The following is a 21030-nucleotide window of genomic DNA, read 5'->3' as shown; positions in this document are numbered from 1 at the left end:
GCGGCGGCTTCCCGTGAAGGAGAGGACATCGTGTCTGCAGTGAACAGTTTCGGGGCGAAGGACACGCTCCAGGTCGGTGAGAAGAGCTACGAGGTCTTCCGCATCGACACCGTCCCCGGCTACGAGAAGCTGCCGTTCAGCCTGAAGGTGCTCCTCGAGAACCTGCTGCGCACCGAGGACGGCGCGAACGTCACCAAGCAGCAGATCGAGGCCCTCGGTTCCTGGGTGCCGAGCGCCGAGCCCGACACTGAGATCCAGTTCACGCCCGCGCGCGTGGTCATGCAGGACTTCACGGGCGTGCCGTGCATCGTCGACCTCGCGACCATGCGCGAGGCCGTCACCGCCCTGGGCGGCGACCCCAACCGGATCAACCCGCTCTCGCCGGCCGAGATGGTCATCGACCACTCGGTCATCGCCGACCTCTTCGGCACCGAGAACGCGCTCGAGCGCAATGTCGAGATCGAGTACGAGCGCAACGGCGAGCGCTACCAGTTCCTCCGCTGGGGCCAGACCGCGTTCGACGACTTCAAGGTCGTCCCGCCGGGCACCGGCATCGTCCACCAGGTGAACATCGAGCACCTCGCCAAGGTCATCTACGACCGCGAGGTGAACGGCGTCCTCCGCGCCTACCCCGACACGTGCGTCGGCACCGACTCGCACACGACCATGGTCAACGGCCTCGGCGTGCTCGGCTGGGGCGTCGGCGGCATCGAGGCCGAGGCCGCGATGCTCGGCCAGCCCGTCTCGATGCTCATCCCGCGCGTCGTCGGCTTCAAGCTGACCGGCGAGATCCCGGCCGGCGTCACCGCGACCGACGTCGTGCTCACGATCACCGAGCTGCTCCGCAAGCACGGCGTCGTCGGCAAGTTCGTCGAGTTCTACGGCGCCGGCGTCGCCTCGGTCCCCCTCGCGAACCGCGCGACCATCGGCAACATGAGCCCCGAGTTCGGCTCGACCGCCGCGATCTTCCCGATCGACGACGTGACGCTCGACTACCTGCGCCTCACCGGCCGCGACGAGCAGACCGTCGCGCTCGTCGAGCAGTACGCGAAGCTGCAGTCGCTGTGGCACGACGCGGCGAACGAGGCCGCCTACAGCGAGTACCTCGAGCTCGACCTGTCGACGGTCGTCCCGTCGATCGCCGGCCCGAAGCGCCCGCAGGACCGCATCCTCCTCTCAGAGGCGAAGACGCAGTTCAACGCCGACCTGACGAACTACGCGGACTCCGACCACGACCTGGTCGACCTGACGATCTCCGAGTCGTTCCCGGCCTCCGACCCGCCCGGCCTCTCGCCGGAGGACGAGTACAACCACCACGAGCACCACCACCACTCGCACGCGCCGCACACGGTGTCGAAGCCGACCCCGGTGACGCTCGCCGACGGTCCGTCGTTCACGCTGAACCACGGCGCGGTCGCGCTGGCCGCGATCACGTCGTGCACCAACACGTCGAACCCGTCGGTCATGATCGCGGCGGGCCTCCTCGCGAAGAAGGCGCTCGACAAGGGCCTGACCTCCAAGCCGTGGGTCAAGACCACGCTCGGCCCGGGCTCGAAGGTCGTCACCGACTACTACGAGAAGTCGGGCCTCGACAAGGCGCTCGAGGGCCTCGGCTTCTACACCGTCGGCTACGGCTGCACGATCTGCATCGGCAACTCGGGACCGCTCATCGAAGAGGTCTCGACGGCGATCAACGAGAACGACCTCGCCGTGACCGCGGTGCTCTCGGGCAACCGCAACTTCGAGGGCCGCATCAGCCCCGACGTGAAGATGAACTACCTCGCCTCGCCGCCGCTCGTCGTCGCCTACGCGCTGGCAGGCTCGATGAACTTCGACTTCGAGACCGACGCGCTCGGCACGGACTCGACCGGCGCCGACGTCTTCCTGAAGGACATCTGGCCCGCGCCCGACGAGGTCCAGGAGATCATCGACTCCTCGATCTCGCGCGAGCAGTTCATCAACCAGTACGCGACCGTGTTCGACGGCGACGACCGCTGGCGGAACCTCCCGACCCCGACCGGGCCGATCTTCGAGTGGGACGACCAGTCGACCTACGTCCGCAAGGCGCCCTACTTCGACGGCATGCAGCTCGAGCTGACCCCGGTCGCCGACATCCACGGCGCGCGCGTCATGGCGACCCTCGGCGATTCGGTCACGACCGACCACATCAGCCCGGCCGGCAACATCAAGGCCGGCACGCCGGCCGCGCAGTACCTGACCGAGCACGGCGTCGCGCAGAAGGACTTCAACTCCTACGGCTCGCGTCGTGGCAACCACGAGGTCATGATCCGCGGCACGTTCGCGAACATCCGCCTGAAGAACGAGCTCGTCGCGGCCGTCAACGACGGCCACGTCGTCGAGGGCGGCTTCACGCGCGACTTCACGCAGGACGGCGGCCCGCAGTCGTTCATCTACGACGCGTCGATGAACTACCAGGCCGCGGGCACGCCGCTCGTCATCTTCGGCGGCAAGGAGTACGGCTCGGGCTCGTCGCGCGACTGGGCGGCCAAGGGCACCAACCTGCTCGGCGTCAAGGCGGTCATCACCGAGAGCTTCGAGCGCATCCACCGTTCGAACCTCATCGGCATGGGCGTCGTCCCGCTGCAGTTCCCTGCCGGCGAGAGCTGGAAGTCGCTCGGCCTCGACGGCACCGAGATCGTCTCGATCGAGGGCATCGAGCAGCTGAACGAGGGCGTCACGCCGAAGACGGTCAAGGTCACCGCCGCTCCGAGCGAGTTCTCGCCCGAGGGCAAGCAGACCGTCGAGTTCGACGCGGTCGTGCGCATCGACACGCCCGGTGAGGCCGACTACTACCGCAACGGCGGCATCCTGCAGTACGTGCTGCGGTCGCTGGTCTGATCAGGATCCCGTCCCGGCGGCGCCGCGGCGCCGCCGGGACGGATCGGAAGCCGCCGTGCTGGCGTGTCCGCACGGCGGCTTCCGCCGTTCCGCCCGATGCGGGAGCTCGGCCCGGGCTTCAGGGCGGCGACACCCTCGTCGCGTAGAATCCAATGATGCCCCGGCTGCGGGGCGTGAAAGGCGGTGGCGATGGCCCTCCTCGAGACGATCACCGGACCGCGCGACCTCGACGCGCTCTCGCAGGAGCAGGTCGACCAGCTGGCGCAGGAGATCCGCGAGCACCTCGTGCTCAACGTGGCCAAGACCGGCGGTCACCTCGGCCCGAACCTGGGCGTCGTCGAGCTGACGCTCGCGATCCACCGCGTCTTCCACTCGCCGCGGGACGCGATCGTGTTCGACACGGGCCACCAGGCGTACGTCCACAAGCTGCTCACGGGGCGGCAGGACTTCTCCGACCTCCGTCAGACGGGCGGCCTCGCCGGCTACCCGCAGCGCTCGGAGTCCGAGCACGACATCGTCGAGTCATCCCATGCGTCGAGCTCGCTGAGCTGGGCCGACGGCATCTCGAAGGCGTTCGAGATGACCGGCCAGCACGACCGCCACGTGGTCGCCGTCGTCGGCGACGGCGCGCTCACGGGCGGCATGACGTGGGAGGCGCTGAACAACATCAGCGACGACAACACGCGGAACCTCGTGATCGTCGTCAACGACAACGGCCGCTCCTACGCGCCCACGATCGGCGGCATGGCGCGCTTCCTGAACTCGGTCCGCACGAAGCGGTCGTACCGGGACCTGCACCTCTCGAGCAGCCGGGCGTTCGAGCGCCTCGGCTCGCCGGCCAAGGCGCTCTACCGCGGCGTCCGCGGCGGCCTCCACGGCTTCCTCGCGCGCTTCAGCGGCAACGAGGCGCTCTACTCGAACCTCGACATCAAGTACGTCGGCCCGGTCGACGGCCACGACGAGCACGCCATGGAGGCGGCGCTCCGCCAGGCGAAGAACTACGGCGCGCCCGTCATCGTGCACGCGATCACCGAGAAGGGCCGCGGCTTCGAGCCGGCCAGGCGCGACCTCGCGGACCAGTTCCACGCGGTCGGGCAGATCGACCCCGAGACGGGCGAGTCGCTCGAGGCGAGCGGCGCGAAGTCGTGGACCAGCGTCTTCGGCGACGAACTGGTGGCACTCGCCGAGCAGAACCACCGACTCGTCGGCATCACCGCGGCGATGCTCCGCCCGACGGGCCTGCACCGCATGGCCGAGCGCTTCCCGAACCGCGTCTTCGATGTCGGCATCGCCGAGCAGCACGCGGTCACCTCGGCGGCCGGCCTCGCCTACGGCGGGCTGCACCCCGTCGTCGCCGTCTACGCGACGTTCATGAACCGCGCGTTCGACCAGGTGCTGATGGATGTCGCGCTCCACCGTGCGGGCGTCACCTTCGTGCTCGACCGTGCGGGCGTGACCGGGCCCGACGGCCCGAGCCACCACGGCGTCTGGGACCTCGCGATCCTCCAGGTCGTTCCCGGCATCCGGATCGCCGCCCCGCGCGACGCGGTCCGGCTCGCCGAGGAACTCGCCGAGGCCGTCGACGTGACGGATGCCCCGACCGTGCTGCGCTTCCCGAAGGGGAGCGTCGGCGTCGAGTACCCGGCGGTCCGGCGCACCGACGACGGCGTCGACGTGCTCGTCGAATCCGAGCGGCGCGACGTGCTGATCGTCGCGGTCGGCCCGATGGCGGGGATCGCGCTCGACGTGGCGGCGCGGCTCGAGGCCCAGGGGATCGGCGCGACCGTGGTCGACCCGCGATGGGTCGTGCCCGTGCCGCGCAGCGTGGTCGACCTGTCGGGGGAGTACCGCATCGTGGTCAGCCTCGAGGACGGCATCCGCGTCGGCGGCGTCGGCACCCGGATCCGGCAGGACCTCCGCGCGGCCGACGTGGACACGGCGGTCACCGAGATCGGACTGCCCGACGAGTTCCTCGACCACGGAGCGCGCGCCGACATCCTCGAGCGGGTCGGGCTGACGCCGCAGCACATCGCCCGGGATGTCACGGCCATGGTCCTCGGCTCGAAGCTCCCGCACGCGCGCGGCGCGGGCCGCGAGGCGGTCTCGAGCGACACCGGGTCGCAGCCGCGGGTCTGACGACCGCTTCGACGACGAAGGGGGCGGAACCGGATCGGTTCCGCCCCCTTCGGGCTGCTGGTCGCCGAACGCTACGCGTCCACCCCGCGGATGGGCGGGTGGTGGAACGTGTCGCCGAACGCGCGGTCGGATGCCCCGACGCGGTCGAGGTAGGGCGTCGCGCCGCCGGCCGGGAAGGGCCAGCCGGCACCGAGGATGAGGCAGAGGTCGATGTCCTCGGCCGCGGCGACGACCTGCTCGTCGAGCATGAGCTTGATCTCGCCGGCGAGCTCGTCCTCGACGCGACGGAGGATCGTCGCGGCATCCACCGGGGTCTTGCCGACCGTGATCGCCTTCTTGGCGTCCTTGGTGAGGTCGGTGACCTTGCCCGCCTTGTTCTTCTCGACGACCGGGCCGCCGAGCTTGGACAGCGCGTGCAGGTTCGGCGAGGAGTAGAAACGCTCGGGGAACTCGCGCACCATCGTGTCCTGCACGTGCGCGGCGACGGCCCAGCCCACGAGGTCGATGAGCTCGAACGGTCCCATCGGCAGGCCGATCGGCGCGAGCGCCTGCTCGACGACCGGCACCGGGGTGCCCTCGTCGACGGCACGCGCCGCCTCGCCCATGACCTTGGCGAGCAGGCGGTTCACGACGAAGCCGGGCGCGTCGGCGGTCAGCACGGCCGACTTCTTCAGCTTCGCAGCGGTCGCGAAGGCGGTCGCGAGCGTCTCGTCGTCGGTGGCGGGGGCCTTCACGATCTCGAGCAGCGGCATGACCGCGACCGGGTTGAAGAAGTGGAACCCGACGAGCCGCTCGGGGTGCGCGAGGCCCTGGCCGATCTGCTCGACCGAGAGCGAGGACGTGTTCGTCGCGAGGATCGCGGTCGCCGACAGGTGCGGCTCGACTTCCGCGAACACCTGCTGCTTGACCGCGAGGTCCTCGAAGACCGCCTCGATCACCCAGTCGCAGTCCGCGAAGTCGGCCTTGTCGGTCGTGCCCGAGACGAGCGCGCGCAGGCGGTTCGCCTCGTCGGCGTCGATGCGGCCCTTCTGCTCGAGGGCGCCGATCTCGTCGACGATGTACGCGAGGCCCTTGTCGACGCGGGCCTGGTCGAGGTCGGTGATGACGACCGGCACCTGCAGGCGGCGCACGAACAGCAGCGCGAACTGGCTGGCCATGAGGCCGGCGCCGATGATGCCCACCTTCGTGACCTTGCGCGCGAGCGAGCGGTCGGGCGCACCGGCCGGACGCTTCGCCCGCTTCTGGACGAGGTCGAACGCGTAGATCGACGCCCGGAACTGGTCGCCGGCGACGAGATCGGCGAGCGCCTCGTCCTCGCGCGCGAAGCCCTCCGCCCTGCTGCCGTTCTTCGCGGCCTTCAGCAGGTCGAGCGCGACGTACGGCGACTTGGCGGTCGTGCCGATCTTCGCCTCGAGCGTCTTGCGGGCGATGCCGATCGCGATGTCCCACTTCGCGAGCCGCTCGAGCTTGCCGGGCGCGTTCGGGCGCTTGACCGTCACGGTGCCGCCGAGCACGCCGTCGGCCCACTTCAGCGAGTCCTCGAGGTAGTTCACGGTCGGGAAGATCGCGTCCGCGATGCCCAGGTCGAAGGCGTCCTTCGCCTTCAGCATGCGGTTCGTCTTCAGCGGGTTCTCGACGACGACCTTGAGCGCGTTCTCGATGCCGATGAGGTTCGGCAGCAGGTACGCGCCGCCCCAGCCGGGGATGATGCCGAGGAAGACCTCGGGCAGGGCGATCGCCGGGGCCGAGGCATCCACCGTGCGGTAGTCGCTGTTCAGCGCGATCTCGAGGCCGCCGCCGAGGGCGAGGCCGTTGATGAACGTGAACGTCGGCACGCCGAGCTCGCCGAGCTTGCCGAACACGAAGTGCCCGAGCTGGCCCATCCGCAACGCCGCTTCGCGGCTCGGGATCGCGCTGACCTTCGAGAGGTCGGCACCGGCCGCGAGGAAGTAGGGCTTGCCGGTGATCGCGACGCCGGCGATCTCGCCGGCCGACGCGCGGACCTTCAGCTCGTCGAGCCGGTCGGCGAGCTCGAGCAGGGTCACCGGCCCCAGCGTCGAGGGGCGCGTGTGGTCGCGTCCGTTGTCGAGCGTGATGAGCGCGAGGACGCGCCCGGACGGGAGGCGGATGTCCCGGACGTACGAGTGGGTGACCACCTCGTCGTCCGCGAACGCGGCCGCCAGCTCGGAGAAGTCGATCTTCGAGTAGTCGGTCATGTGGTTCAGCGACCCTTTCCGTAGCGCTTGTGGTGCGGGTTCTCCCAGATGACGCTGCCGCCCTGGCCGAGGCCGACGCACATCGCGGTGAGGCCGTAGCGGACCTCGGGGTGCAGCTCGAACTGGCGTGCGAGCTGGATCATGAGGCGGACGCCCGACGCGGCGAGCGGGTGGCCGATCGCGATCGCGCCGCCCCACGGGTTGACGCGGGGGTCGTCGTCGTCGATGCCGAAGTGGTCGAGCAGGCTCAGCACCTGCACCGCGAACGCCTCGTTGAGCTCGAAGAGGCCGATGTCGTCGATCGTGAGGCCCGCGCGCTTCAGCGCCTTCTCGGTCGAGGGGATCGGGCCGATGCCCATGACCTCGGGCTCGACGCCGGCGAAGCCGAAGCTCACCATGCGCATCTTGACGCTCAGGCCGAGTTCCTTCGCGGCATCCGAGCTCGCGAGGATCGCGGCGGTCGCGCCGTCGGTGAGCGGCGACGCGTTGCCCGCGCTGACGCGCCCGTGCGGGCGGAACGGCGTCTTCAGCGCCGCGAGCCCTTCCATGGTCGTCTCCGGGCGGCGGCCCTCGTCCTCGGTCGCGAGGCCCCAGCCGGTGTCGGTGCGGATCGCGACGGACACGAGGTCGGGCTGGATGTGCCCGGCCTCGTAGGCGGCCTGCACCTTCTGCTGGCTCCGCATGCCGAACCGGTCGGCCCGCTCCTTCGTGAGCGCCGGGAAGCGGTCGTGCAGGCGCTCGGCCGTGTTGCCCATGTTGAGCGCGTCGGCCGCGACGAGCTTCTCGGTGAGGAAGCGCGGGTTCGGGTCGGCGTCCAGGCCCATCGGGTGCCGGCCCATGTGCTCGACGCCGCCGGCGATGACGACGTCGTACTGGCCGAAGCCGATGCCCGCGCCGGTCGTCGTCACGGCGGTCATCGCGCCCGCGCACATGCGGTCGATCGCGAAGCCGGGGACGGTCATCGGCAGGCCCGCGAGGATCGCGGCCGTGCGACCGAGCGTGAGGCCCTGGTCGCCCTGCTGCGTGGTCGCGGCGATCGCCACGTCGTCCACGCGGTCCTTCGGGAGGCTCGGGTTGCGTTCGAGCAGCCCCGTGATCGCCTTCACCGCCAGGTCGTCGGCCCGGGTGTTCCAGTACATGCCCTTGTCACCGGCTCGTCCGAACGGGGTTCGGACCCCGTCGACGAACACGACGTCAGCTCGTTCAGCCACGCTGCAGCTCCCTCTTTCGCATCAGGATGTCCCGATCCTAGGAATCGCCCGGAGCCGCCGGGAATCGGTTGCGCGATTCCTACGAAGGCGTCGACGTCGCGTCTTCGACCGTTTGTGACGCCGAGACAAACGCCTCGGCGATTCTCTGTGCAGTCGCGTCAACCTGCCAGGGTCGCGCGCCGAGTCCGGCGAGCGCGGTTCGGATGGATTCGACGGATGACTCGGCCGGCGGCCGCCAGGCCACCCGTCGCAGGAGGTCCGGGGTCAGCAGGTTCTCGACCGGCATGCCGAACTCCTCGGCCGCGTCGGTGACCGACTGGCGCGCGAGCCGGAGCCGTGCGTCCGCCTCGGGGTCCCTGGCCGCCCAGGCGCGCGGGGGCGGCGGGGCGTCGCTCGGGACCCGGGTGGCGGGCGGCTCGGCGTCGGCCAGCCCGGCCTCGACGGCCTGCCACCATCGGTCGAGCTCGGAGCGGCTCGCGCGTCCGGTGAACTCGCGGAGGTCGGCCAGGGCCCGCCGCGTGCCGGGCAGCGACCGCGCGACCGCGAGGATCGATCCGTCGGGAACGAGTCGCCCGGGGGAGACGTCGAGCTCGGCGGCACGCTGGTCGCGGGCATGCCAGAGGGCGCGCGCGACCGCGAGGTTCTTCGGGGAGCGGAGCGAGTGGATGCCCGAGAGCCGTCGCCACGGCTCGGCCGACGCGGGCTTCGCCTCACGGTGGAGGACCGCCTCGAACTCCTGGTTCGCGAGATCGGTCTTGCCCTGGTCGGCGAGTCGCTCGACGAGTCCGTCGCGGACGTCGACGAGGAGTTCGACGTCGAGCGCGGCGTACTCGAGCCAGGCCGGGGGCAGCGGCCGGGTCGACCAGTCGGATGCCGAGTGCTCCTTCGCGAGCCGGATCCCGAGGAGCTCCTCGACGACCGCGGCGAGGCCGACCCGGGGCATCCCGAGCAGGCGGGCCGCGAGTTCGGTGTCGAAGATCCGCGTGGGGTCGAGGCCGACCTCCCGCAGGCACGCGAGGTCCTGGCTGGCGGCGTGGAGGACCCATTCCTCGTCCGCGATCGCGGCCTGGACGGCCGAGAAGTCGGAGATCGCGGGCGGGTCGATGAGGAAGGTGCCGGCGTCGCGACGGAAGAGCTGGATGAGGTACGCCCGCTGGGAGTACCGGAACCCGCTCGCGCGCTCGGCATCCACCGCGATCGGCCCGGTGCCGCCCGACAGCCGGACGACCGCCTCCGCGAGCTCCTCATCCGTGGCGATCACCCGGAACTCATCCACGATTCCTCCGTCTGGGTAGTGCGGTCACCCCGTCGGATCGGGGCGGCAGGCCGGCGAGCATGCAGAGCAACTCGCCCCAGCCTTCCACATGCGGCCGGATGTCCCCGTCGAGCGGAGACCAGGACGCGCGCAGCTCGAGCTGCGCGCCGTCGCCCTGCTTGGCGAGCTCGCCGTACCCGGTCGACAGGATCTTGGTCGCGGTCCCGGACGCGGCCATGTACCGGGCGCCGCGCGAGTCGAGCGCGTCGACGAGCCACGACCACGCCACGTCCGCGACGAACGGGTCGAGCCCGATGTCGGTCTCCAACGGTGCCTGGGCGAAGCAGACCACCCGGAAGCGCCCGCCCCAGGCCTCCTGGCCGTCCGGGTCGTGCAGCAGGACGAACCGTCCCGTGCCGAGCGGCGAGTCATCCGCGTGCCGGCCGGGGAAGACGTCCGCCGCGAGCGCCGACGCGTTCGGCGCGAGCGATCCCGGCGCGGGGAAGTCCTCGATGCGCAGCTCGGGGCGCACCACCGCGGCGCGCATCGATTCCACCGCGGCCTCGAACTCGCGGGACGGGGGTGTCGCTCGGTCGGGCACGTGTGCAGACTAGAGTCTCGGCACGGGCGGGAGCGGGCGGCACGCCGCTCGCCGGTGCCGCGGAGGGAGCGAGGGATGACGGGTCGGATCAGCCCCGGTGCGGTGATCGGCGGTGCGGTCCTCGGGTTCGCCGCGGTCGGCGCCGTCGCGGTCGCACTCACGGCCGCGGTCACGGTCGTCATGGCGCGCCGCGTGGTCATCCCGGTCGCAGCCCGCGAGGAGGACGTCCGCGTGCTCGCGGTCGACCTCGCGGCCGGCGAGATCCTGCTCGAGGCGAACCCCGAGTCGGCGATGCCCGGCGAGTACGGGTTCTGGTTCGAACGCGAATCCGGGCACGCCCGGCTCGGCCGGGTCCTGTCCCGGGACGACCGCGTCGTCCGGCGCGAGATCCTCGGCGTGGACTTCGGACGGCTCGACCGGGCCCGCCGCGGGCGGATGGACGGCTGGTTCCACCTCGGCCCGTGGGAGCTCTCCCGGCCCTACGAGAACGTCGTCATCGAGACTCCGGTCGGCCCGGCGCCGGCGTGGCACGTTCCCGCCGATGTCGACGAGGGCCGATGGGTCATCCAGGTCCACGGGCGTGGGGCCAAGCGCCAGGAGGGCCTGCGCGCCGTCGTGCCGGCCCACCGGGAGGGGTGGCACACCCTGCTCGTCTCGTACCGCAACGACGGCGAGGCGCCGGACAGCGCGGACCGCCGCTACGGCCTCGGCGGGACCGAATGGGAGGACGTCGTCGCCGCCGTCGAGTGGGTCCTCGCGCACGGCGGCCGACGGATCGTGCTCATGGGCTGGTCGATGGGCGGCGCGATCGCACTGCAGGCGGTCCTGCGCTCGCCGGTCGTGCGCGAGCGCCTCGTCGGGGTCGTCCTCGAGTCGCCGGCCGTGGACTGGGCCGACATCCTGCGCTTCCAGGGCAGTGCGCTCGGGCTCCCCGCGGGCGTCGGGGACGCCGTGACGCGGGTGCTCTCGGGGCCGTACGCCGCGGAGTTCACGGGCCTCGCCGCGCCGATCGAGCTCGAGCAGCTCGACGTCGTCGCGCGCGCGGACGAACTCGACGCCCCGATCCTCCTGCTCCACAGCGAGGACGACGGGTTCGTGCCGATCGGCGGGTCCCGGCGGCTCGCCGAGGCGCGCCCCGACCTCGTCGAGTTCGAGGTGTTCCACGACGCCCGGCACACGAAGCTCTGGAACGCCGAACCCGAGCGTTGGAGCGGGCTCATCTCCGGATGGCTCGAGCGCAGGAACACGGGCGAACTGCCCGACCTGGCACCCGAGGCCGAGATCGTCGGCTGACCACGCGCCGGGTCAGGCTGCGGCGCGCGCCGCGACCTGCCGCCGCACGCGGCCGAGCATGCCCGTCATCCCGCGCACGCGGAGCGGGGAGACCGCCTCGCCCAGTCCGAGCGACTGCGGGTAGTCGGCGGGCAGGTCGAGCACCTCGCGGACGGTCAGGCCGTCGAGGCCCTGCACGAGGATCGACGCGAACCCGCGCGTGGTCGGCGCCTCCGCCGGAGCGGTCGCGTGGACGTGCACCCGGTCGTCGACGACCTCGACGAAGATGAAGACCGGCGACTGGCATTCCTCGACGCGCTCGAACAGGTCGGGGTGGTCGCGGTACCGCTCCGGGAGCTCCGGGAGCTCGTTCGAGAACTCCAGCAGGAGCTGGAGGCGGTTCTTCACGCCGAGCGCGAGGAACTCCTCGCGGATCTCGGCGAGCGCGGTCGGCAGGGCAGTGGCATCCATCATGACGATTCTCCCACCGGTGCGCTGGACGCCGGCCGACCGGCCACCTGGACCGGCCGGACCGGCCGGACCGGGGCCGCGGGGATCACCGCGTCGGGAGCTCGCCGCGCTCGACGCCCGTGACGATCGGGACGCGGACGGCGCTGCCCCACTCGGTCCACGAGCCGTCGTAGTTGCGGACCTGCTCGAAGCCGAGCAGGTGGGTGAGGACGAACCAGGTGTGGCTCGAGCGCTCGCCGATACGGCAGTACGCGATCACCTCGTCGCCGTCCTCGAGGCCGACCTCGTCGCGGTAGATCGCGTCGAGTTCCGCTCGCGATCGGAAGGTCCCGTCGGGTGCGGCGGCGCGGGCCCACGGCACGGATGCCGCGGTGGGGATGTGGCCGGCGCGGAGCGCGCCCTCCTCGGGGTACGCCGGCGCGCTCGTGCGCTCGCCGCTGTACTCCTCGGGCGAGCGCACGTCGATGAGCGGGTTGCCGAGGTGCGCGAGCACGTCCTCCTTGAAGGCGCGGATCGCGACGTCGTCGCGTTCGACGACCGGGTACTCGACCGCGACGGGCTCCGGGGCATCCGTGGTCAGGGGGCGTCCCTCCGCGATCCAGAGGTCGCGGCCGCCGTCGAGAAGTCGGACGTCCTCGTGGCCGAACAGCGTGAACACCCAGAGCGCGTACGCCGCCCACCAGTTGTTCTTGTCGCCGTAGATCACGACCGTCGTGTCGCGCGCGATGCCCTTGGAGCCGAGGAGCGCCGCGAAGTGCTCGCCGTCCAGGTAGTCGCGGACGACCGGGTCGTTGAGGTCGAGGTGCCAGTCGATCTTGACCGCACCCGGGATGTGCCCGGTCTCGTAGAGGAGGACGTCCTCGTCCGACTCGACCACCACGACGCCGGGAGCATCGAGCCGAGCGGCGAGCCACTCGGTCGAGACGAGGCGCTCGGGGTGGGCGTACTCGGAGAACTTGGCGGCGGGGTCGAGCTCGACGGTCATGGATCCTCCTGGTGCCCGGGTGGGGGTCGCGTCGGCCGGACTAGGCTTGTCGTCCGTCCATCTCGAATCTACGCGGCGCACCGGTCGGCGTGGCCAGACCCGTCATCCGGTGCAATACGGGAGCCCTCGCCACTCATGTCCTCCTCCACGACCGCCGGTCCCGTCTCCCTCGTCGGCCGGAACCCGTCGATCACCGGCGCGGAGATCGCGTCCGAGCTGGTGCCGCCGCCCCAGTTCGCGCAGGCCTCGTTCGAGTCGTACCGGCCCGACCCGGAGTTCGCGTCGCAGCAGGCCGCGCTCGACCGGCTGAACGAGTTCGCGGGCGCCTGGCGCGCCGCGCAGCGGCCGGGCGGCTTCTTCTCGCGGAAGCGGCCGGCCAGGATCGAGCTGCCGGGCGTGTACCTCGACGGCGGCTTCGGCGTCGGGAAGACCCACCTGCTCGCGGCGCTCTGGCACGTGGCGCACGGGCCCAAGTACTTCGGCACCTTCATCGAGTACACGGCGCTCGTCGGCGCGCTCGGCTACGCGAACGCCGTCGAGCTGCTCCGCGGCGCGCGACTGGTCTGCATCGACGAGTTCGAGCTCGACGACCCGGGCGACACCATGCTCATGACGCGGTTCCTCGGCGAGCTCATGCGCGGCGGCACCCGGGTGGCCGCCACGTCGAACACGCCGCCGAACGCGCTCGGGGAGGGCCGGTTCGCCGCAGCCGACTTCCTCCGGGAGATCCACGCGCTCTCCTCCAACTTCGAGACGCTCCGCATCGACGGCCACGACTACCGCCGCCGCGACACGGACGGCAGCGCGACCGCGGTCGAGGACGACGCGACCGTCGACCGCGTCGCGGGCGCGCTCGCCGAGCGCGGGCACCGGGTCGCGCTCGACGACTTCGACGCGCTCATCGCGCACCTCGCGACGGTGCATCCGTCGAAGTACATCAAGCTGATCGACGGCGTCGACGTGCTCGCGCTCCGCGGCGTGCACGAGCTGCACGACCAGAACGCGGCGCTGCGGCTCGTGGCGTTCATCGACCGGGTCTACGACGCCGAGGTGCCGATCATCGCCGGCGGCCTCCCGCTCGACCAGGTGTTCGACGCCGAGATGCTCGCGGGCGGCTATCGCAAGAAGTACCTGCGGTCGATGTCGCGCATGACCGCGCTGACCTCGGGCGAGCTCCCGCCGCACGACTGAACGACCGCGGCGGGGTGATTCACAACCGATCCTCCGCTCGTTGAAATGCGCTGTTTACGTTCAGGAACGTGACGTAACGGCTGCGAAACAATCCCCGCGTTGAAACGAAACGTCACCTCTCGAAACTTGGGTCAACTTGCTCCCCGACTCAAGAGAGGTTCGAAATGGACCAAGGCAACACCGCGTTCCTGTTGATCGCGGCAGCCCTCGTGTTGCTGATGACACCCGGGCTCGCGTTCTTCTACGGCGGCCTCGTCAAGGCGAAGAGCGTCATCAGCATGATGATGCTCAGCTTCGGTGCGATGGGCCTCATCGGCGTCCTCTGGGTCGTCTACGGCTACGCCATCGCCTTCCCCGGGTCCGAGGGGCTCATCGCCCCCTGGACGATCGACTGGTCGGCGATCGGGCTCGAGAGCCTGCTCGAGGTGCCCGAGGGTGCGGCCTACCCGCCGCTCGCCTTCGTCGCGTTCCAGGCGACCTTCGCGATCATCACCGTCGCCCTCGTCTCGGGAGCCATCGCCGACCGCGCCAAGTTCGGCGCGTGGATGATCTTCGCCGCGCTCTGGGCGACCATCGTCTACTTCCCGGTCGCGAGCTGGGTCTTCAACTTCGGCCTCGCCGATGACGGCAGCTTCGCCTACGGCGGCTGGATCACCTACGGCATGCAGGAGGCGTTCGGCGTCGGCGCGATCGACTTCGCCGGCGGCACCGCGGTCCACATCAACGCCGGTGCGGCGGCCCTCGCGCTCGCCCTGGTCCTCGGCAAGCGCGTCGGCTTCCAGAAGGGCGCGCACGTCCCCCACAACCCGCCGTTCGTGCTCCTCGGCGCCGGCCTCCTGTGGTTCGGCTGGTTCGGCTTCAACGCGGGCTCCGAGCTCGCCGCCGACGGGACCGCCGCGGTCGCGTTCGTCAACACGATCGCCGCCCCCGCCGCCGCGCTGCTCGCCTGGCTCGTGGTCGAGAAGATCAAGGACGGCAAGCCGACCTCGGTCGGCGCCGCCTCGGGCGCCGTGGCCGGCCTGGTCGCGATCACGCCGGCCTGTGCCTCGCTCACGCCGATCTGGGCGATCGTGCTCGGCGTCATCGCCGGCGCGGTGTGCGCCCTCGCGATCGACCTGAAGTTCAAGCTCGGCTTCGACGACTCGCTCGACGTCGTGGGCATCCACCTCGTCGGCGGCCTCATCGGCACGCTGTACCTGGGCTTCTTCGCCAACGGCACCGGCCTCATCTACAGCGGCAACGCGACCCAGCTGATGGTCCAGGCCATCGCGGCGTTCTCGGTCCTGCTGTACTCGTTCATCCTCGCCTACGTGATCGGCTTCGCGATCAACAAGACGATCGGCTTCCGCGTGAAGAACGAGGACGAGATCGCCGGCATCGACACCGCGGTGCACGGTGAGAAGGGCTACGAGCTCGAGACCGTCTGACAGTCCTGAACCCCCGCGAGGGCGGTGGGGTAGTGTGCCGGTGTGCCAGACACCAGCCGCTTCCTCACCGCCCTTCGGCGTGTGCTGAAGGCCTTCGGCCGGGATGCCTCGTCCAAGGTCGCGAAGGTCGAACCGATGCCCGGCCAGCACGGTGCGGATGCCACCGTGCAGCTCGAACCCGGGCTCGTCCGGCGGGTCCGACTCGACTACGCGCCGCGGCGAGACGGGGATCCGGATCCCGGCGAGGTGGTCTGGACCTGGGTGCCCTTCGAGGAGCGCGACGGCCGGGGCAAGGACCGCCCGGTGGCGATCGTCGCGACCGACGGCCGCGGCGGCTTCCTCGCGGTCGAGCTCACCAGTCGGCCGCATCCCGACCACGTCGACTACCTCGCGATCGGCACGGGTGAATGGGATGCCTCGGGGCGGGCGAGCTGGGCTCGGCTTGACCGGCTCTACCGGGTCCGCGCCGGTGGGATGCGCCGCGAGGCGGCGGCCCTGGACGCCGACCGGTACGCGGTGCTCGCGGACGCGCTGCGTTCGCGGTACGGCTGGAAGTAAGTCGCGCTCGAAGGAGCCGCCGAACGCAGAAGACCCCGGCCGGAACCGGGGGTCTCATGGTGGGCGATGCCGGGCTCGAACCGACGACCTCTTCCGTGTGAAGGAAGCGCGCTACCAGCTGCGCCAATCGCCCATCAGGAATTCGGCCGCGCCTCAACGCGACCGCGGTGTCGATACTAGCGGACGTTCCGGGGCGAATGCACATCGAGGCGGGATGGGCGCGGGCGCGCGCTCCGACGGGGCCCGGGCAGGGATCGAATGGCCTCGGATGCGCCGTGCCGGCCGACTGCCGCTCGCGCGTCGCGCGGTTCGACACGCCCGGGTGACCGGCAGGGAAACCCCGCGTGACCGGCTGGAAGCGGGGGCCGGAGGCGCTCGGTTTGTGATTCGCCCTGATCATCGGTTAGAGTCTCTACGTCGCCAAGCACGGCGACAACGCGGATGTGGCGCAGTGGTAGCGCATCACCTTGCCAAGGTGAGGGTCGCGAGTTCGAATCTCGTCATCCGCTCGGTAAGACCGGGGCGAAAGCCCCGTTCTGCTGTATGGAGTAAGAACCCAAGCGGTGGATTGGCCGAGAGGCGAGGCAGCGGCCTGCAAAGCCGTATACACGGGTTCGAATCCCGTATCCACCTCGAAATCGAGACATACGACTCGGTTCCTGGGCGATTGGCGCAGCGGTAGCGCGCTTCCCTGACACGGAAGAGGTCACTGGTTCGATCCCAGTATCGCCCACAAGAGAGAAAGCCCCGGTGATCCGGGGCTTTCGTCGTTTCCGGGCTGCGGTCCGGAACTGAGTGACTGGGTCGTCGCGCACCCGTCACCGACTCCCGGCCGCGGGCCTCACTGCTCGAGCACGAGGTCCGGGAAGAAGGGCGGCGTGCTGATCGAGGTGCTGAACCAGTTCCACGCGCCGCCGTCGGTCTGCGACCAGCTCGCGAACGTCTCGGCGTTCGCGGGGACGTTCCGCAGCGTGATCGTGATGGTGTGCAGCCCTTCGAACCGGATCTGCCCGGGCGCGTCGACCGTCCCGCCGCCCGCGAAGGCGTTCGGCACGAAGGTCGCGCGCCCGAACGCCTCGATCTGGAAGCGGAACACGTACGTGCCGGGACCGGTGGCGCCGTAGGCGGACGGCTGGAAGTGCACCGAGACCGCGGGGTCGCGATCGGGGGAGACCGTGCGGTCGAACGAGGCGCGCGGGGTCGCGGCATCCGTCTGGAACACGGTGTTCCGCACGGTCGTGAGGTTGGTGCGTCCTCGACCGACGGTGTGGACGGGGGTCAGGACCTCGAGCGGCGGGAAGAAGAGCGGACCGAACAGCCGCTCGGCCCGCGCGCGTTCGCGCCAGTCGTCGTCGGTGAGGTCCTGGGTGAAGTCGGCCGCCGAGACCACCCGGTCGTCGAAGGCATCCGTGGAGCGCTCTGCATCGAACATGAGGAAAACTCTAGACGGATCGTGCGTCTCCGGATCAGGGTCGACCCGGAACCGCGCACGTGGTGCGCATCGCGCCGCGAGCCGGCGCACCGCGGTCCGGTGACGCCCCGGACGGGGGGTATCGGCGGGGGTCGGCGAGTGCGATATTGCGGCAATCAGGACACCCGAGCCGACACACATCGAGAGACGATGACCCGCGAACCGGAACCCAGTGCACGACCCGCGGCGCCTCGTCGCCGGCAGCTCATCGGAGGCGCGTCCATCTTCGCGCTCGTGTTCGCGCTCGTCGCGAGCACCGGATCGCCCGCATGGGCGGCCGCTCCGGATCCCGCGGTCCTCGTCGGCCCCGCCGACGGGTCGACCTCGTCGACCGCGGCGCCGCTCCTCCAGGTTCGGCCCACCGACCCCGACGGCGGATCGCTCCAGGTGCGGTTCGAAGGCCGGCGGCAGGGGGCGACCGTCCCGTCGACGCCCGGCGACCCGTTCACGATCGTCGCGATCCCCGACACGCAGAACTACACGTACCTGAACCGCCAGGGGACGATGACGCAGCAGACCCAGTGGGTCGCGGACACGCGCAGCCAACTCGGCACGGCGTTCGCGATGCAACTGGGCGATCTCGTCAGCGAGGAGGAGAACTTCACGCAGTGGGGGTACACCTCGGCGGCGTTCGGCGTGTTCGACAGCGCGGGCATGCCCTACACGGTCGTGCCCGGCAACCACGATTTCGACAACGCGACGGGCGCGATCCGGCCCTACGACGACTACTTCCCGCCGAGCCGGTACATCGGCGCGGCGTGGACCCCGTCGACCGCGCGATACGGCGGATACCTCGGGCAGAACCAGTTCGGCACCGACCCGGTCGACCGCAAGAACTTCGACAACTACGCGCTGTTCACCGCGGGCGGCACCGACTTCCTCGTGCTCAGCCTCGAGTGGGAGGCGCCGCAGTACGCCCTCGACTGGGCCGACCGCGTGCTGGCCGCGTACCCGGGCCGCACGGTCATCATGACCACGCACAGCTTCGTGAGCTTGAGCGGCACCCGCCGCACGACCGCCGAGCGCCCCGGAGGCACCTCGCCCGCCGCGATGTGGAACGGGTTCGTCTCGACGCACTGCCAGATCCGGCTCGTCCTCAGCGGCCACGAGCACAGCGGGGACGCGGGCGAAGCCCGTCGCACCGACAACAACAGCTGCGGCCAGCCGGTGCACCAGATCCTCACCGACTACCAGGATCGCGCGAACGGCGGCGACGGCTGGCTGCGGTACTACACCTTCGATCCGGCCGCGGGCACGATGACCGCGAAGACCTACTCGCCGAAGCTCGGCCTGTACGAGACCGACGCGGACTCGGCGTTCACCCTGCCGTTCACGCTCGGCACGCAGGTGCCCGCGCCGTTCACGTCGATCGCGACGGTCTCCGCGGCGTCGGGCGCGGTCGCGCAGTCGGCGTGGACGGGGCTCCAGCCCGACACCGCGTACGAGTGGCGCGCGGTCGTCTCGGACGGGGCATCCTCGACGACGTCCTCGCCCTGGACGGTGCGGACTCCGCCGCAGGTGCAGTCCATCGACGACACCTTCACCCGCACGCTCGCGACCGGATGGGGTCGCGCCGACACGGGGCAGGACTGGACGCTCTCGACCGCCGCGTCGAGCTACTCGATCGACGGCGCACGCGGGAAGGTGACCGTCCCGCCCGGGTCCGGGCGCGCCGCCAGGCTGGCCTCGGTGGTCGCCGGCGACGTCGCGATCACCTCCGACGTGCAGGTCACCCCGGTCCCATCGGGATCCGGCACCTACGTGTCGTACCTGTCGCGGCTGAACGGGTCGAACAGCTACCGGGCGAAGCTCCAGTTCTCGCCGAACGGCACGATCACGCTCATCCTCACGCGAGTGGTCGGCGGCACCGAGACGTCGCTCGCCGCCCAGCGCCTCGCCGGGACGTTCACGGCCGGCCAGTCGGTCCGCGTCGCGTTCGAGACATCCGGCTCGTCGCCCACGACCGTGCGTGCGAAGGCCTGGCCGGCCGCGTCCGCAGAGCCGTCGGCCTGGCTCCTGAGCGCGACGGATGCCACGGCCGGCCTCCAGGCCGCGGCGGCCGTCGGCGTCGACCTGTACCAGTCGAGCAGCGCGCTGTCGACCGCGACGGTCGCGTTCGAGCGCTTCACGGCGACCCCGCTCGGCGTGACCCCGCCGCCGCCCAACACCCCGCCCACCGCGGTCATCGGGACGCCCACGATCTCCGGGCGCACGGTGACCGTCTCGGGCGCGGGCTCGACCGACGGCGACGGCACGATCTCGGGCTACGCGTGGAACTTCGGCGACGGCGCCACGGCGACCGGATCGTCCGCCTCGCGCACGTACACCGCGGACGGCGCGTACACGATCACGCTCACGGTCACGGACGACGACGGCGCGACCGGGACCGCCGCTCGGAGCGTCACGGTGGCCGCCCCGCAGCCGCAGCCGCCGGTCGCCGCGTTCACGCCGACGTGCACCGCGCTCGCGTGCACGTTCGACTCGAGCGCCTCGAACGATCCGGACGGCACGATCACGTCCTACGCGTGGACCTTCGGCGACGGGACCACCGGAACCGGACCGAATGCGCAGAAGACGTACGCGACCGGCGGGTCCTACACCGTCGGCCTGACCGTCACCGACAACAGCGGCGCCGTGGCATCCACGACCCGCTCGGTCACGGTCGCGGCGGTCACGGTGCTCGCGAGCGACGCCTTCGCGCGCACGGCCGCCTCGGGGTGGGGCACGGCCGATGTCGGCGGCGCCTGGACCGCGAGCGGCGGCGTCGCCGCGAACTACTCGGTGACCGGCGGGGCCGGCCGGTTCCGCTTCACCGCAGCCGGAGCGACCATGAACGCGAACCTCGTCGGCGTCTCGTCGGCCGCGACCGACCTGGTCCTGACCGTGTCGCCCGACAAGGCCTCGACCGGCAGCGGGACCTACCTCCACCTGAGCGGGCGCCGCATCGCCGCCGTGGGCGCCTACCAGCTGAAGACGCGCCTGAACGCGAACGGCAGCGTCGAGGTCTCGATCGTGCGGGTCAACCCGAACAACGGCGGCGACGTCGTGATCCAGGCCGCGACGACCGTGCCCGGCCTGAACATCGTGGCGGGCGACCAGCTCCGGATGCGCGTGCAGGTCGTCGGCACGTCGCCGACGACGATCCGCGGCCGGGTCTGGGAGGTCGGCACCGCCGAGCCGTCGACGTGGCAGCGCGAGGCGACGGATGCCACGGCGGGCCTGCAGGCGGCGGGCGGCGTGGGCTTCTCGGCGTACCTGTCGGGCAGCGCGACGAGCGCCCCGTACACGCTCTCGGTCGACGACCTGGTCGCGACGCCCCAGTAGCGCGCGCAGCGAGGAGGGCGCCGCACCCGATGGTGCGATGCCCTCGTTCGGCG

14 protein-coding genes and 4 tRNA genes are annotated in these 21030 nt (G+C 71.0%); 10 read left to right on the top strand and 8 right to left on the bottom strand.

The genetic code is table 11. From position 1 onward, the window contains the following. Positions 1–30 precede the first annotated feature (30 nt). Positions 31–2859: an aconitate hydratase gene (locus ACDF64_RS15610; protein ID WP_394552282.1), complete on the top strand. Its 2829-nt coding sequence runs from the start codon at positions 31–33 to the stop codon at positions 2857–2859. Positions 2860–3048: 189 nt separating this feature from the next. Beyond that, positions 3049–4995, top strand: coding sequence for a 1-deoxy-D-xylulose-5-phosphate synthase (dxs, locus tag ACDF64_RS15605; protein ID WP_394552281.1), 1947 nt, complete (start codon positions 3049–3051; stop codon positions 4993–4995). A gap of 71 nt (positions 4996–5066) precedes the next feature. Here dxs and ACDF64_RS15600 read toward each other — a convergent pair whose 3' ends face one another. From ACDF64_RS15600 to ACDF64_RS15585, 4 genes are all read right to left on the bottom strand, one after another. Then, positions 5067–7211, bottom strand: coding sequence for a 3-hydroxyacyl-CoA dehydrogenase NAD-binding domain-containing protein (locus tag ACDF64_RS15600; protein ID WP_394552280.1), 2145 nt, complete (start codon positions 7209–7211; stop codon positions 5067–5069). Positions 7212–7216: 5 nt separating this feature from the next. Then, complete coding sequence (locus tag ACDF64_RS15595) at positions 7217–8422, bottom strand: thiolase family protein (RefSeq protein ID WP_394552279.1); 1206 nt, start codon at positions 8420–8422, stop codon at positions 7217–7219. Positions 8423–8501: 79 nt separating this feature from the next. Next, on the bottom strand, positions 8502–9698 hold the full coding sequence (locus ACDF64_RS15590; RefSeq protein ID WP_394552278.1) for a ribonuclease D: 1197 nt from the start codon (positions 9696–9698) through the stop codon (positions 8502–8504). Beyond that, positions 9691–10278, bottom strand: a complete 588-nt coding sequence (locus ACDF64_RS15585) for a DUF3000 domain-containing protein (protein WP_394552277.1) — start codon at positions 10276–10278, stop codon at positions 9691–9693. Before ACDF64_RS15585 ends, ACDF64_RS15590 begins: the two co-directional genes overlap by 8 nt. A gap of 75 nt (positions 10279–10353) precedes the next feature. On the opposite strand from ACDF64_RS15585, the gene ACDF64_RS15580 reads away from it, so the two are divergent. Next, positions 10354–11571, top strand: a complete 1218-nt coding sequence (locus ACDF64_RS15580; protein WP_394552275.1) for an alpha/beta hydrolase family protein — start codon at positions 10354–10356, stop codon at positions 11569–11571. A 12-nt stretch (positions 11572–11583) separates the two neighbouring features. Here the strand turns inward: ACDF64_RS15580 and ACDF64_RS15575 are convergent, their stop codons facing one another. Together ACDF64_RS15575 and ACDF64_RS15570 are read right to left on the bottom strand one after the other, a co-directional pair. Continuing rightward, on the bottom strand, positions 11584–12024 hold the full coding sequence (locus tag ACDF64_RS15575) for a SufE family protein (RefSeq protein ID WP_394552273.1): 441 nt from the start codon (positions 12022–12024) through the stop codon (positions 11584–11586). Between the two features lie 82 nt (positions 12025–12106). Next, complete coding sequence (locus ACDF64_RS15570; protein WP_394552271.1) at positions 12107–13006, bottom strand: sulfurtransferase; 900 nt, start codon at positions 13004–13006, stop codon at positions 12107–12109. A gap of 135 nt (positions 13007–13141) precedes the next feature. On the opposite strand from ACDF64_RS15570, the gene zapE reads away from it, so the two are divergent. From zapE to ACDF64_RS15555, 3 genes are all read left to right on the top strand, one after another. Further along, on the top strand, positions 13142–14197 hold the full coding sequence (gene zapE / locus ACDF64_RS15565) for a cell division protein ZapE (protein ID WP_394552269.1): 1056 nt from the start codon (positions 13142–13144) through the stop codon (positions 14195–14197). A gap of 164 nt (positions 14198–14361) precedes the next feature. Then, positions 14362–15624: an ammonium transporter gene (locus ACDF64_RS15560; RefSeq protein ID WP_394552267.1), complete on the top strand. Its 1263-nt coding sequence runs from the start codon at positions 14362–14364 to the stop codon at positions 15622–15624. Between the two features lie 42 nt (positions 15625–15666). Beyond that, the gene (locus ACDF64_RS15555; RefSeq protein WP_394552265.1) at positions 15667–16182 is read left to right on the top strand and encodes a type II toxin-antitoxin system PemK/MazF family toxin; all 516 of its coding nucleotides are present in this window, start codon (positions 15667–15669) and stop codon (positions 16180–16182) included. A gap of 57 nt (positions 16183–16239) precedes the next feature. Here the strand turns inward: ACDF64_RS15555 and ACDF64_RS15550 are convergent. Then, positions 16240–16315: transfer RNA gene (locus tag ACDF64_RS15550), tRNA-Val, on the bottom strand. A 304-nt stretch (positions 16316–16619) separates the two neighbouring features. On the opposite strand from ACDF64_RS15550, the gene ACDF64_RS15545 reads away from it, so the two are divergent. From ACDF64_RS15545 to ACDF64_RS15535, 3 genes are all read left to right on the top strand, one after another. Continuing rightward, positions 16620–16691, top strand: a tRNA-Gly gene (locus ACDF64_RS15545). A gap of 53 nt (positions 16692–16744) precedes the next feature. Then, positions 16745–16815 (top strand) — tRNA-Cys (locus ACDF64_RS15540). A gap of 28 nt (positions 16816–16843) precedes the next feature. Beyond that, positions 16844–16915, top strand: a tRNA-Val gene (locus ACDF64_RS15535). Positions 16916–17023: 108 nt separating this feature from the next. Here ACDF64_RS15535 and ACDF64_RS15530 read toward each other — a convergent pair. After that, the gene (locus ACDF64_RS15530) at positions 17024–17614 is read right to left on the bottom strand and encodes a hypothetical protein (protein ID WP_394552263.1); all 591 of its coding nucleotides are present in this window, start codon (positions 17612–17614) and stop codon (positions 17024–17026) included. Positions 17615–17803: 189 nt separating this feature from the next. On the opposite strand from ACDF64_RS15530, the gene ACDF64_RS15525 reads away from it, so the two are divergent. Further along, the gene (locus ACDF64_RS15525) at positions 17804–20977 is read left to right on the top strand and encodes a PKD domain-containing protein (protein ID WP_394552262.1); all 3174 of its coding nucleotides are present in this window, start codon (positions 17804–17806) and stop codon (positions 20975–20977) included. Positions 20978–21030: the final 53 nt, after the last annotated feature.

Source organism: Agromyces sp. MMS24-JH15 (assembly GCF_043518605.1).
GTDB lineage: Bacteria > Actinomycetota > Actinomycetes > Actinomycetales > Microbacteriaceae > Agromyces.
The sequence above is the reverse complement of the archived record's forward strand: the minus strand, read 5'-3'. Positions and strand labels throughout refer to the sequence as shown.